Consider the following 13370-nt stretch of genomic DNA (forward strand, 5'->3'; position numbering starts at 1 on the left):
CTTGGCCACTGCTATCCCAAAGGTCCGCACTGTTCGCCTCTACGGCGTGTTGCGGGCGAAGTTCGGCAAGGAGTTCCAGCTGGCAGTGGCATCGCCGGCCGAGGCCATCCGCGCGCTGTCGGTGCAGCTGCCAGGGTTTCAGGCATTCCTGATGGGCGCGAAGGATCGCGGCCTCACCTTCGCGGTCTTCAACGGCCGCCGCAACCTCACGCAAGATCAGTTACATGATCCGCCGGGCGATGACGACATCCGGTTTGCACCTGTACTGCAAGGTTCCAAGCGAGGCGGCACGCTCCAGACAATCATGGGCGCTGCTCTCATCGTAGTGGGCGCAGCGGTGAACATCATCTCAGGCGGGTCACTGGCAATAATCGGCACGCCGCTGATCAACGCCGGTGTAGCCATGGTCATCGGTGGTGTAGTGCAGATGCTCTCGCCAACGCCAAAAGGTCTCGGCACGCAGGACAGCCCGGACAACCGACCGAGCTATGCCTTCAACGGGCCCATGAACACCCAGGCGCAGGGCAACCCGGTACCGGTTGCCTACGGCGACACCTGGACTGGCTCGGCTGTCATCAGTGGCGGCATCTTCGCTGAGGATCAGGTGTAAATCAGGAGAGATACATGAAAGCGGAAATGAAACTTCAAGGCATTGACGGCGTGCTGGGCGTATTGCAGTCGCTACCGGCTGAGGTCGTGAGTAAGCGCGGCGGACCGGTGAAGCTAGCGCTTGCAAAGGGCGCACGTGCACTGAGAGACAAAGCGCGGCAGAACTTGCAGCGATCAATCGATATCCGTGGATCAGACAGCACCGGCACCACGGTCAAGGCAGTGGTTGCCAGCCGCGGCAAGGCGCCGACCGGCATGAAGGGTGAGCGCCAATTGGTCCGAGTCAAGCAAAAGACCTTCGCCAACGCACACGGCGAGCGCACCAGTACCCGCATGACTGCAAACCTGCTGGAGTACGGATCGGCACACCAGCCGGCGACGCCCTGGCTTAGACCCTCAGTCGCGACTGAGGCACCTAAGGTGATTGATGTCATCACCGCTGACCTCAACGCAAGGATCCAGGAAGCGGTGAAGAAGTTGGCAAAGTCCGGCTGATCGGCAGCGAGCGCCGGGGGTGGCCGTCTGCAGTACTCTGACATACGCTAAGAGCCAGCCAAGAACAATGTGAATTTGATGTCTCCTTCAGACGCAGCAGCATGGTGGGGCGCAAGCATTGCAACGGTTGTTTTGGCATGGGACGTGTACAAGTGGAAGACAACCGGGCCCCAATTGGTTGTAAAGGCCTCCCTAAATTTACGCGCCAGTGCAGGCAATAGATCGTTTGTAATGCACGTCACGGTCCTCAACCGAGGAGACAGATCAACAACACTCACCGGCCTGGGGTTTTCCAGCTATACCAATTATCGGAACGCACTGCTTAAGCGCAGAGACGCAGCAGTGGTGATACCTGATCCACAGGATGCATTTTCGCTCCCCTACGAGCTGAAGCCCGGAACTGTGTGGACGCGTAGCTTCGAACACATGGAAGCGACCAGACTCTTGACCAGGGCGCCCATCCTTTATGCAGAGATTGATCACTCAGCTACCAATAGGCCTGCAAAGGGAAGAATGCGGAAGTACGAATAGTTGAGGCCGCATATCTGTCTTCCCGCGCGCTGAGGCGTGCGGCACAGCTCTGTCACATCATCTCGGGATAGGCAAAGGCCAGCTGACAGTCTCGTTCCTCTTGCAGGACGGTTGCAGGACAACAAAAAAGCCGACCACTGGCCGGCTTTCTTCGTCTCCACTTTCTGCCCTCTTTTCAGGGGCTTGAGTGGTGGGCGGTACAGGGTTCGAACCTGTGACCCCTACCATGTCAAGGTAGTGCTCTACCGCTGAGCTAACCGCCCGAATCCTGCGTCAGCATTGCGCTGTGCAGGGCGCGCATTCTAGCGCAGGGTTTTACCGACCACAAGTCCTATCGTGTCTGCAGGGCGAGCCATCCGCCCTATCCCAAGCTGGCAGCCTTCAACTTCTGGATCTGGTCGCGAATCTGGGCTGCGGCCTCGAACTCCAGATCCTTGGCGTGCTGGTACATCTTCTGTTCCAGACTCTTGAGCTTGCCAGCGATTTCCGCAGGCTTCATGGCACGGTAATCGGGCGTCTCCTCTGCAACCTGGCGCGATTTCGAACGGCCCTTGCCCGACTTCTTCTCGGCCGCATCGTCGCGCGCGCCTTCCATGATGTCGGCGATCGGCCGCTCGACGGATTTCGGTGTGATGCCATGTTCCAGGTTGTACTCGACCTGCTTCTCGCGGCGACGATCGGTCTCGTCGATTGCCGCCTGCATCGAGCGCGTTATCTTGTCGGCATACAGAATGGCCTTGCCGCGCAGATTGCGTGCGGCACGGCCAATGGTCTGGATCAGCGATCCGGTCGATCGCAGGAAGCCCTCCTTGTCGGCATCCAGGATGGCCACCAGCGAGACTTCCGGCATGTCCAAACCCTCGCGCAGCAGGTTGATGCCCACGAGCACATCGAACTTGCCCAGGCGCAGGTCGCGGATGATCTCCACGCGCTCGACGGTGTCGATATCCGAGTGCAGGTAGCGCACCCGAATCCCGTGCTCGCCCAGATACTCGGTGAGGTTCTCGGCCATGCGCTTGGTCAACGTGGTCACCAACACGCGATCGCCGAGCTTGATGCGCTCGTGGACCTCGGACATGAGGTCGTCGACCTGCGTACCAACCGGACGGATTTCCACCACCGGGTCGATCAGACCGGTTGGGCGCACCACCAGTTCCGTGACTTCGCCGGCAGACTCGCGCACCTCATAAGGCCCCGGCGTTGCCGAGACATAGATGCTGCGTGGCGAACGCGCCTCCCACTCTTCGAAACGCAAGGGGCGGTTGTCCAAGGCAGACGGCAATCGAAAACCGAACTCCACCAGCGTTTCCTTGCGCGAACGGTCGCCCTTGTACATCGCGCCGATCTGCGGAATGGTCACATGCGACTCATCGATGACCAGCAGCGCGTCCGGCGGCAGGTAGTCGAACAGGGTCGGCGGCGGCTCGCCGGGCGCCTTGCCGGTGAGATGACGCGAGTAGTTTTCGATACCGTTGCAAAAACCCACCTCGACCATCATTTCCAGGTCGAATTGCGTGCGCTGCGCCAGACGTTGCGCCTCGACCAGCTTGTTCTGCGCATAGAGCTGCTCCAGGCGTTCTTTCAGCTCTTCCTTGATGGTGTCCACCGCACTCAACGTGCGCTCACGCGTCGTGGCGTAATGGGTCTTCGGGTACACGGTGTAGCGCTGCAACTTGCGCAAGGTTTCGCCAGTGAGTGGATCGAACAACGTCAGCTGCTCGATGTCGCCATCGAACAACTCGATGCGCAAGGCTTCGGTATCCGACTCAGCCGGGAACACATCCAACACCTCGCCGCGCACGCGAAAGGCACCACGCGTCAGTTCGAACTCGTTGCGGGTGTATTGCAGATCGGTGAGATGGCGGATCAACTGGCGCTGATCGATGTGCTCGCCAACCGACAGGATCAGGCGCAGCGATAGGTAGTCTTCCGGCGCGCCGAGGCCGTAGATTGCCGACACCGTCGCCACCACCAGCGAATCGCGCCGAGACAGCAAGGTCTTGGTCGCCGACAAGCGCATCTGCTCGATGTGTTCATTGATCGAACTGTCCTTCTCGATGAAGGTGTCCGACGACGGCACATAGGCCTCCGGCTGGTAGTAGTCGTAGTAGCTGACGAAGTACTCGACCGCGTTATGCGGGAAGAACGACTTGAACTCGCCATAAAGCTGTGCCGCCAACGTCTTGTTCGGCGCCATCACCAGCGTCGGCTTCTGCACCTGCTGGACCACATTGGCAATGGTGTAGGTCTTGCCCGAGCCCGTTACACCCAACAAGGTCTGCTTGGCCAGCCCAGCCTCGAAGTTGGCCACCAACTTGTCGATGGCGGCAGGCTGGTCGCCCGCTGGCGAGTATGGGGATACGAGCTGAAAACGGTCGGTCATGGAGCGGATCTCGGGGGGAGGCTGCACGAATTTACGGAGGCCAGCATCGGTAGAACCCTGACAGCCACGCAAGGAAAGGCAGGGTTACCTGGCAAGCAACCAATGTTGAGACTGCTTGCTCCACTTCAAGGAGACGCGCAATGGACGCAGCAGGCTATTCGAGCGCGAGAGGGTACACCGCAGTCCAGTTGCTCATCGTGATGGCGATCATCGGAATCGGCGCAGCCATCGGCATGCCCAGCTTCAAAAGCCTCATCGAGTGGCAGCGAGCGACCACGCGCGTGCACCTGCTAACTGCGCACCTTGCAATGGCCAGAAGCCTTGCCGTCACCCAAGGCGGGCCTGTCAGCCTTTGCCCCTCCATGGATGGCACACGTTGCCGAACAGATCGCATCTGGAGCCAGGGATGGATTCTCTTTAAGGATCCAGGGCGCGATGGGCAGCCGCCAAACGCTGCATCCGTGGTCCGAGTGGAGCAAGACTCCGCCACCGGCGGCATCGATATCGTCAGCACAGCTGGACGATCAATCGTTCGCTTCCTGCCGAACGGCCGCAGCAGCGGCACGAACATCACCATCAGCCTCTGCAGCAACGCTAGGCGACTCGCTGACGTGGTGGTCAACAACTCCGGAAGAGCACGCACTGTGCGCTACACCAGCCCTACCAGCTGCGCAGCCCGATGACCAGGCAAACAAAAAGCCGCGACACGTCGCGGCTTCTTGAACATCTTGGCGCCCGAAGTTGGACTCGAACCAACGACCCCCTGATTAACAGTCAAGTGCTCTAACCGGCTGAGCTATTCGGGCGGGGTGGGCATTGTAGCAAGATCCTGAGGCAATGCAACACCTCAAGACTTTTTTCATCCGCTACCAGCAATCTGACTTGAGCCCCTTTGAATTGGTCTTACGAGAGGCCTGATCGATACTCAAGGTTCCGCACTTGTCCGCGACCTGAGCAGCGCCCGGCGTTGCTGTGATGACATATCCCGACTGCGTCTGCTGTGACAGGGCAAGACTGTAAGCCGCGGTTCCCCCCTCGCGTGGTGACACCGTCGACGGCAAACTGAAACCAACGTAAGTGTTCTGCACTGTGTGAAATCGCTCCGCTAGCTGGCCATATTCGACCAAATCAACTTTTGCCTGCGCGCGCCTCGACTTCCGCACGTGTTCGGTATAGCTCGGATACGCGATCGCAGACAAGATCGCAACCACGGCAACGACAATCATCAGCTCAATTAGCGTAAACCCACGCATCTGCGCCACAGTGCGAGTCATCGCTCTTGCACGAGAGTGTTCGAATAGCATCGTCACTGAATTTGCCTCCACGACTGTCTTCCGCAGGGATAAGGAACATACATCGGCTGCGCGCCCGCCACACTGATCACCATCCAGCAAGAGCTACCACCGGGTGGCAGAGACCCGCCCGTTTCGGAGGGAGTCAAGCGTGGAATCGCTGAAACACCCACGTCTTTCACGGGTGTCGTCCCCTGCGTGGTCAATGACGTCGCCGCAGTCCCGGAAGCAAAAGCTGCCCCTGAGGGAGAGCCGTTTCTTGCAACATCCAGCGCCGCACCACCTGTGCGGGTGTTCAGCCCAAACAGCCAGTTGCTCCCCTGGGATGCACAGCCCACACTGTTGGGATTGGGGACATAAGTGGGTATGAAAACGATACCCGACGCGACACTAGGATTCCCCACCATACGCTCGCCAGCCGGTAGATCCACATACCACCCCTGCCCGCCTGCCACACTGGAGCCCATAACCAGACTGCGAGATGTACCAGAAGTGGCGATCGAATTGGCCTGAAGGTTCGAACGCGTAATCGTGCTGGTGACGCTCCCCGCAGCGACGTCGTTGATGCCGTACAGGGACTGGATCGCTGTATCGAACGGGTCGTTCTGGAAAGAGAAGCTGCCAGTACCGAAGAACAACGTCACACCACCATTTTCACCGGCACTGGCCACCAGGCCACCCGTGATCGGCTGCCGGTATGTCGCGCCATTCTCCACAGACGTACGACTGGTGAACAGCGGGACCGTAAGCGCAGCCGTGGTGTTGCGCAAATCGAATTTCCAAATAGCTCCCTTTTGATCGGCAGCATAGACAGTATCTGCATAGCCATCACGCACCCTTTCCGACTGGCCCGTGCCGCCCCACCGATCAACAACCACGATATTGCCCAAACCGTTGCTACCGGAGACAGTACTGCCGCTCTCGGCAGCTTCGATCATCGTTACGGTGGGCGTACCCGCCTTGATATCTACAAGAAACAGGACAGCTTTCCCGCTAGCGCTGTTGTAGCCGTTGCCGAAGACCGCCTTCCAGGTCACCGTACCATTCGAACTCAACACCGGCACGATGACTGGCTTGCCGAGCACAAATCCGATATTGGCACGTATCGCAGCGGACAATGAGCTGTCGAGATCGCTGATCTCCCAAAGCCGGCTGGCCGCAGTCACACTGGTAGGCGTCGTAACGTCCATCGCAAAAACGCTTCGGCCGCCAGCGCCAGCAGTGCCGACTAGACTGGTCTTCCATGCGCCGCCGTAGTACGTGTCGGATATGGCCAAGGGCCCATCGACATAGTAGCGATGACCGAATTTCTGATCGCTTTGATTGGCCGGGTCATATGGCAAGAGCAGATTACCCATATGGCCCAGTGCGGTCGACGGGATATATGCGAAACGCTCGACCCCGCCGTTGGAGGCCATAACGCCATCGCCATTCATACCACCGTCAAAGCCATGCAGCATTCCATCATTGGCCCCCACATAGACCATATAGTTACGGCCGGCCTTTTTCGTATTCAAATAGGCCTGATAGGTAGCCCCCGGGTTGCCCGGCAGACTGCCGTAACCATAATCATCCAGTGGAGAACTGATCACAGGAGTCGAGTTGACGATGTCGCCCAGAACGGTCGTTCGGTCACGCAAGCGACCTCCGCTTCGCACTTCTCCAGACGCGTCCCCGCGCAGATAAGCGGTCGCCGTGGCTGCATTCGCCCCAAGAGTTGCAAGATCCAAAGCAGTGCACAAGGACATACCCGGGTAAAGCGCAGTCGACTTGGTGCACAGATCCGACAAAGAGATATTCGTCTCGTTGAACGCTGAAACCACCCCGGCCTTGCTCACCAACACATTACGAGCCGCCGCGGACGGCATGCGCGCACTAGCTTCCCATGCAGCAGTGCTGACCGCCACGCGGGTCTGCGGGTTGACCGAGACAGTGTATCCGGTGAGCCGCCCAAACCAGTCAGTGCCCTCATTTGCAATTTCATAGTTTGGGGCAACCGAGAAGGATCCTACGCCGATACGGGCACCACTTTGAGCCAGCGTACCTGAAGGCGAAGAACCCGCCGTCACCGAGGAAAGTACACGTCGCATTGCTTGAGTGATTTCAGCCGGCGTCCGGGCATTGATGTACTGCCCACGCGTGTTCGTAGCCGCATGCCAGATATCGTCGACAGTACTTCTCTCATCGTTCTCGCGCGGCGGCCAGTTTTGATAAATCGCCGGTGTCGTGTACGCGTCTTGTACAACATCTGGATTGAAAAGATTACCGCGCGCACCTAGCGTGATGCCATAGAAGTTAACATGCAGATTCTTCTGACAATCCAGTCTGACACTTGCATTAGCGGTGTTGCATGAGCTTGGAACGGGCACCAAACCAGATGGCATATCCGCTCGAATGGGAGAACCACCATTGATATTATTATAATACTTGGCAGCAATGTCGCCCATGGTGTTGTCATAGGTGTCGGCAAAAGGAATCCCCATATTCCCGTCGCCGCTCGCGTTACTTACGGATGGGCCATCCTGGTTACTGTATCCATCCGTAAACAGCATGACCGCATTTTTTTGACATGCCAACTGGACAGGAGCTGCACTATCGGTCCGCTGAAACTGGATACCAGCCGCGTTGACTGCCTGCCGATTCGGCGTGCCGCCACTAGCGGGCAAGGCCAGAATCGAATTATACAGGGCCGTTTTCTCGCTTTGCGTACCCATGTTGCGCATGGGCAATTTTTCATTGACCGAGTCGTAACTTGCGTTCTGGTTGATCCTGAAAAAACCAACCCGCATATTATTGACGTTAGCCAACGACCTAGTCATGCCGGCAATGATGGCTCGGTTTCGATTTCCATAGAATGAAAACCAATTTGCAAAGTTCTGAAGGGCATCAGTATTTGCCGCCTTTATTGTGTACTTCCACATATCGCAGCCGGTACCACATACATTGCGTACCCGATCGCGCTGGACCGCATCGTAAGCGGCGGCGCCAGCGAGAAGCGGCCTGGCATCCGTGTCGCTTGTATAAGGCACAAAGAAGGTCGCCGGCCAGAACCTGATCAGTAGCGTCTGCGAACCACCATTCCAGGTTACGTCGGAAGTCGTTACCTGTTCAATTCCGAAGTAGAGATTGCCATTGTTATCCTGGAAACGCTGCCTGTATCCCGTACCGCGAGGTAGCACCATTCCATTCTGAATTCTGAAACTGCTGCTGAAATCATCCCCCATATAGTTGGAAGCAAGCGCCACAGTGGCGCCTGCCTGGAGCGGGTTGATCCGCGTATTGACCAAATCTGCCTGAGGGAAGGGATTCCCATCGTTATTTATCCACGGATCATATTTGACAACAGGATCGTAATAGGTGGGGTTGTAGGCAGAAGAGCGCGCAAACCCAAGACTGTCCAGGGGTGGGACGCCGCGACGGTTTTCGTCGATACGAACGCCGGGCAGGACATGGTTGTAACTACACGTCACGCTCGGCGAATCCTCTGTGTTCAATGCGCCTTGAGCAGAAAAGAAGCTCTGCCTAGCCGTGCTCCAGCATCCTTGACCGTCCTGTCCCGGAAACTGAGTCTGAAATGTCATCGAGCCCGAGTCATCCACCGCCATGATGAACGCGGGAGGCGTCTGCACCTGGTCGTTCATCGGCGCCTGAGCCAGTACGCCCTGTCCCTGCGCAGCAATCAATGTATAGATGAAGAACCCCAATCCGACTGCGCCGGTCAACGCAGAAGCAAGGATTACTTTCTTTTTGTTAGCTGTCATGTGCGTTTCTTCAAAGTTTGAAGACGGTGTCTACTGCGGCTTCGGAACTAGGGTTGTTCTGGTCATCGGCTGCAACACCCGTGATTTGGAAAACAGGAGATGCCGGATCGACGGGCTGGCCCATTCCGATATTTGCTTCGCCTTGAATACATTGATCGATTTGACGAACGTTGACGGCTCGATTGGATGTCTGCGCCTGTGCCCATTGCATCGGATCAAAGCCGTCGTCGCAAACCCGCTTTATGTCACCTGATGCCACCAGGCTGGTAGTATCAGTCGATGAGGTGGTTCTATTGGAAATTTTTTCCACTGAATTTTCGGCATTTCTAACAGTCCCCTCCGCCTCCTCGAAGGCACGATTCACTGCTCGGTAATTGGATGCCATCTTCTCCTGCATGCCGGAGACTTGGATGCCCGCGATACCAATCAATGCCAAGAGCACCAGGATGATCAGAGCGACATAGAGAACGGCACCCGTTTGCCGGCCAGCTCCGATTTTCAAATTCATGCGCGTTTTCAATAGGGGCACCATTGACATTATCAGTTACCGAACAGTCGGTTACGGAGAGCGACTGACAACTCATAGGTGGCCCGATACCGCCCATCGCTAGTCGTAGGTGGAACCACCGTTACTCCGAGCACACCAAGACGATTGGCCTCAATCGGAGCAGCAGCAGCAGCTGGAGTCGGACTACGCACAAGCACTCCAACCTGCACTTGACCGACCCGCCGCCATTGATTGGCAGCTGCTGCGCCAGTTGCTGTTGCAACACTGCTCGCAACCCTCTGCTCCGTAATGTTTCCAACGGGTGGGGTTTGCGTTGCAATGGTTTCGGTGCTGTCCAGTCCATAAAGGAATTGCAGGCTTTCGATGCCCTCTACCAGTTCCTCGCTGGTGTACTGGCCGTTACCTCCTGCTCTGGCACGCCGCAATGCGGGTTCCCCTGTATCTGGATTGTTTGCGACGTAATACACAAGCGATTCGGCGCGATACACCATGGTCTGGCCAGTGGGCTGTACAACATATCGACCGGCAAGGTTTACTCCTGAGGCCACCACTGTTCCAGCAGTGGTCGTGCCTGCAAACACATCGGCGTGCGCGCAGTCCGCGATTCCGAACAGCGTCGGTGCTGCGACGCCATCATCCGTCAACCTCGCCCAGCGGGTAGCGTCCATCGTCAACGTCGTATTAGAGCCCGCCGCCGCAATGCCCGTGGCAGGAACCCCCTCAGCGGAAAGAAACCGTAAGACGATGATGTCGCTCCCAGCCCGCGGCGCCGGGCTCAGGTTCTGGATCGCAGCAGGCAGCCCGGTAATCGAACCTGCGGTTGCCCCAACTGTTACCGTTTGCCCTGGCGAAGTACCTGGCGCCTCGTAACCCTGAATCGACACCGAAAAGTCCAGTGGACTGCCGCTCCCCGTGGTGGCGGAAAGATTGACCCGCGGGTCGCCTTGCCCCTTAACGAACTGCGCCTGATCGTTGACGCATCCAAAATGTCCTGCCATACGGATATCACGCGCCAAATAGTCCAGCGCAAATCGCCCATTTTCTTGGGCACGCGAGGCACCTTCGGATAGCTGAGCCGCAGTACGCGATGCGGAGAAAACCTGGATGACGCCTAACAACAGCACCAGTCCGATCACCATAGCAATCATGAGTTCAATCAGGGACAGACCTGCGTTGCGTCTATACACACTCATCGCTATTAAATCTCCGTCCGCAAAGCAAAACTCGTAACGGCATCCGGATTATCCTTGTCCCAGCGCTGATCACCCCAGCTGATCGAGACTGTCGCAACCCCATTGGCATAGGTGACTGTAGCAGCAGCCTTATCTCCCAATGCTTTCGCGACTTGACACTGCCAGCGCGCGATGTTTTGCGTGATCGCCACCGCCTCGCCGGTGGGATATATACAAGCACCTGCTTGAGTAACAGAACCTGCAGCGAAACTCGCTGCGGTGTATTGGGTCACCAAGTACCGATTTGACCGCATTTGATCAATCAGATCGTATGCAAGATTGGTTGCCTGCGTACGATAATTGGCGCTTTGTACAAAGCGGACATTCATGGTTTGCAGCAGTGCGAACCCAAGTAAACCGAAGGCCAGCACGAGGATCGCGATCAACACTTCGATCAAAGTGAAGCCTCGCGACGACCGTGCACTAGTGTGAGGGACCTTCTTCATACACAAGCCTCTTTTTTGCTACGGATTTGACCGGATGCATTCACGGTCAATGATCTTCTCAGGGGCTGCCCCCCGCACTGATCCGGCTGAAGAGTGACTTTCTGGTCTGCAGCTGCGCGGCGGCGCCCACGCGCATCAAACGCGATCACCGTCCCAGTGGTGGGTCCCTGGACAACAAGCCGAGGATTGCCGGTGGAGTAGCGTAGCACTGCTTCTCCTGAGTCAAAGGTGCCGTTGCCGTTGGAGTCACTCCAGGCCATGACTCCCCCACTCCAGCTACTGTCGCAGCTGGTCCCATTGGAGCTACCACACACGCCTCCACCCTGACCGTTCCGGATGGCCTCGGTCCTGGAGAGATTCAACAAAGCCATTAGCTCGTTATTGGCGGCCGCAGCCCGATTTGATCGCAGGACTCCTTGGAAACTCGGGTAACCAATGGCAGCTACGATCGCGAGCACGGCCACGGTTACCATGAGCTCAATCAGGGTGAACCCACGCGAACGGACAACTAACATTAGACGCTCCCCAGCGTTGGTTTTGACAGCATCGTCAAGCTTCAGGCCTAACGCAATCTACTGCAGACAAACGGTAGGAATGGCCGACAAACGACGCCGGCCTTTCCCAGATCCCCACCAACCTTTAAGTCACCACCCGATAACAAGGCCGATAGTCCCCCGAGATCTTCATCCGGCGCTGCTCAACGAAGCCGCGCAGCAGCGCATCCAGGGCCTGCATGATCTCGGGATCGCCGTGGATTTCGAAGGGGCCGAATTCCTCGATGCGGCGCATGCCGTCTTCCTTGACGTTGCCGGCGACGATGCCGGAGAAGGCGCGGCGCAGGTCGGCGGCCAGGGCCGGCGCCGGGCGGCCGTGGTGCAGGTCGAGCGCGGCCATCGCTTCGTGGCTGGGCTCGAAGGGCTGCTGGTACTCGAGCGGGATGTGCACGGACCAGTTGAAGTAATACGAGTCTTTCTGGTCCTTGCGGTGCGCGCGCACTCCGTGGACCCCTTCGGCCATACGGCGCGCGACGGCGACCGGGTCGCCGACGATGATCTCGTAGCGCGAGGCGGCAGCGTCGCCCAGGGTGAGGCGAATGAAACGGTCGATCTGCTCGAAGTACGGCGCGGCGATGGTCGGGCCGGTGAGGATCAGCGGGAACGGCACGTCCGCGTTTTCTTCGCGTAGCAGGATGCCGAGCAGGTAGAGAATTTCCTCCGCGGTGCCGACACCGCCCGGGAACACTAGGATGCCATGTCCGATGCGGACGAAGGCCTCAAGGCGCTTCTCGATGTCCGGCATGATCACCAGATGGTTGACGATCGGGTTCGGCGATTCGGCGGCGATGATGCCTGGCTCGGTGACGCCGATGTAGCGGGTATTGTGCTTGCGCTGCTTGGCATGCGCGATGGTGGCGCCCTTCATCGGCCCCTTCATGGCGCCCGGGCCGCAGCCGGTGCAGATATCCAGCCCGCGCAAGCCAAGCTCGTAGCCGACCTGCTTGGTGTAAAGGTATTCATCGCGCGAGATGGAATGGCCGCCCCAGCACACGACCAGGTTCGGATCCAAGGGCTGCAGGATGCGCGCATTACGCAGCTGGCCGAACACGGCATTGGTGATGCCTTCGCTGGTGTCGAGATCCGCGCGTTGCGCTTCGAGCTCGATGGCCATGTAAGCGAGATCGCGGACGACGGCAAACAACAGTTCGGCCACGCCGCGGATGATCTCGCCATCGACGAAAGCCATTGCCGGTGCGTTGATCAGATCGATGCGGATGCCGCGATCCTGCTGATTCACCTGGATGTCGAAATCCGGGTAGAGATCGCGCGCAGCGCGCGGGTCGTCCGATGCGCTTCCGCTGGTCAGCACGGCCAGCGCACAGCGGCGCAACAGCTCATGCATGCCACCGCTGGATGCATCGCGCAACCGGGCCACTTCTGCCTTGGACAACACATCCAGACCACCACGCGGGTAGATCCGCGCATCCACCACCGGCAGCGCCCGTGCTGCCGTACTGCTGAGTTCCATAGCATGCTCCTGTCGTATGCACGGAACTTTAGCGTACTCACCCGCACAAAAGAAAACGGCCGGGAGACCCCGGCCGTTTTTGCAAACA

General features: G+C 58.1%; 11 protein-coding genes and 2 tRNA genes. 3 read left to right on the forward strand and 10 right to left on the reverse strand.

The window, feature by feature from the left end; all coding sequences use genetic code 11:
* Position 1: 1 nt before the first annotated feature.
* Positions 2-610 (forward strand): tail assembly protein, encoded by a 609-nt coding sequence (locus ACDH77_RS12735; protein ID WP_372353488.1) that lies wholly within the window; start codon positions 2-4, stop codon positions 608-610.
* Positions 611-624: 14 nt separating this feature from the next.
* Complete coding sequence (locus tag ACDH77_RS12740; protein ID WP_372353489.1) at positions 625-1104, forward strand: hypothetical protein; 480 nt, start codon at positions 625-627, stop codon at positions 1102-1104.
* 719 nt (positions 1105-1823) lie between these two features.
* On the opposite strand, the gene ACDH77_RS12745 is transcribed toward ACDH77_RS12740, so the two are convergent.
* Positions 1824-1898 (reverse strand) — tRNA-Val (locus ACDH77_RS12745).
* A 98-nt stretch (positions 1899-1996) separates the two neighbouring features.
* On the reverse strand, positions 1997-4018 hold the full coding sequence (gene uvrB / locus ACDH77_RS12750) for an excinuclease ABC subunit UvrB (RefSeq protein ID WP_065627958.1): 2022 nt from the start codon (positions 4016-4018) through the stop codon (positions 1997-1999).
* Positions 4019-4158: 140 nt separating this feature from the next.
* On the opposite strand from uvrB, the gene ACDH77_RS12755 reads away from it, so the two are divergent.
* On the forward strand, positions 4159-4701 hold the full coding sequence (locus ACDH77_RS12755) for a GspH/FimT family pseudopilin (RefSeq protein WP_011347918.1): 543 nt from the start codon (positions 4159-4161) through the stop codon (positions 4699-4701).
* A gap of 46 nt (positions 4702-4747) precedes the next feature.
* Here the strand turns inward: ACDH77_RS12755 and ACDH77_RS12760 are convergent.
* From ACDH77_RS12760 to ppnN, 8 genes are all read right to left on the reverse strand, one after another.
* A tRNA-Asn gene (locus tag ACDH77_RS12760) sits at positions 4748-4824 on the reverse strand.
* Positions 4825-4884: 60 nt separating this feature from the next.
* Positions 4885-5292: a type IV pilin protein gene (locus tag ACDH77_RS12765; protein ID WP_031423294.1), complete on the reverse strand. Its 408-nt coding sequence runs from the start codon at positions 5290-5292 to the stop codon at positions 4885-4887.
* Positions 5293-5324: 32 nt separating this feature from the next.
* On the reverse strand, positions 5325-9071 hold the full coding sequence (locus ACDH77_RS12770; RefSeq protein WP_031423295.1) for a pilus assembly protein: 3747 nt from the start codon (positions 9069-9071) through the stop codon (positions 5325-5327).
* 10 nt (positions 9072-9081) lie between these two features.
* A complete protein-coding gene (locus ACDH77_RS12775) occupies positions 9082-9579 on the reverse strand; it encodes a PilX N-terminal domain-containing pilus assembly protein (RefSeq protein ID WP_370486285.1) in 498 nt (165 codons plus the stop codon).
* A 32-nt stretch (positions 9580-9611) separates the two neighbouring features.
* Positions 9612-10772, reverse strand: a complete 1161-nt coding sequence (locus ACDH77_RS12780) for a PilW family protein (protein WP_080721142.1) — start codon at positions 10770-10772, stop codon at positions 9612-9614.
* 5 nt (positions 10773-10777) lie between these two features.
* The gene (gene pilV / locus ACDH77_RS12785) at positions 10778-11257 is read right to left on the reverse strand and encodes a type IV pilus modification protein PilV (protein ID WP_011347923.1); all 480 of its coding nucleotides are present in this window, start codon (positions 11255-11257) and stop codon (positions 10778-10780) included.
* A complete protein-coding gene (locus ACDH77_RS12790) occupies positions 11254-11772 on the reverse strand; it encodes a Tfp pilus assembly protein FimT/FimU (protein WP_042773913.1) in 519 nt (172 codons plus the stop codon). The genes pilV and ACDH77_RS12790 overlap by 4 nt, the downstream gene beginning before the upstream one ends.
* 124 nt (positions 11773-11896) lie before the next feature.
* A complete protein-coding gene (ppnN, locus tag ACDH77_RS12795) occupies positions 11897-13282 on the reverse strand; it encodes a nucleotide 5'-monophosphate nucleosidase PpnN (protein WP_031423299.1) in 1386 nt (461 codons plus the stop codon).
* Positions 13283-13370 lie beyond the last annotated feature (88 nt).

Source organism: Xanthomonas axonopodis pv. maculifoliigardeniae (genome assembly GCF_041519315.1).
Taxonomy (GTDB): Bacteria; Pseudomonadota; Gammaproteobacteria; order Xanthomonadales; family Xanthomonadaceae; genus Xanthomonas; species Xanthomonas euvesicatoria.

Bases quoted from the DNA above. Each gene is read 5' to 3' on its own strand.
- ACDH77_RS12755 (WP_011347918.1), top strand. From the start codon at position 4,159: ATGGACGCAGCAGGCTATTCGAGCGCGAGAGGGTACACCGCAGTCCAG.
- ACDH77_RS12790 (WP_042773913.1), bottom strand. From the start codon at position 11,772: ATGTTAGTTGTCCGTTCGCGTGGGTTCACCCTGATTGAGCTCATGGTA.
- ACDH77_RS12780 (WP_080721142.1), bottom strand. From the start codon at position 10,772: ATGAGTGTGTATAGACGCAACGCAGGTCTGTCCCTGATTGAACTCATG.
- uvrB (WP_065627958.1), bottom strand. From the start codon at position 4,018: ATGACCGACCGTTTTCAGCTCGTATCCCCATACTCGCCAGCGGGCGAC.
- pilV (WP_011347923.1), bottom strand. From the start codon at position 11,257: ATGAAGAAGGTCCCTCACACTAGTGCACGGTCGTCGCGAGGCTTCACT.
- ACDH77_RS12740 (WP_372353489.1), top strand. From the start codon at position 625: ATGAAAGCGGAAATGAAACTTCAAGGCATTGACGGCGTGCTGGGCGTA.
- ppnN (WP_031423299.1), bottom strand. From the start codon at position 13,282: ATGGAACTCAGCAGTACGGCAGCACGGGCGCTGCCGGTGGTGGATGCG.
- ACDH77_RS12770 (WP_031423295.1), bottom strand. From the start codon at position 9,071: ATGACAGCTAACAAAAAGAAAGTAATCCTTGCTTCTGCGTTGACCGGC.
- ACDH77_RS12775 (WP_370486285.1), bottom strand. From the start codon at position 9,579: ATGAATTTGAAAATCGGAGCTGGCCGGCAAACGGGTGCCGTTCTCTAT.
- ACDH77_RS12765 (WP_031423294.1), bottom strand. From the start codon at position 5,292: ATGACTCGCACTGTGGCGCAGATGCGTGGGTTTACGCTAATTGAGCTG.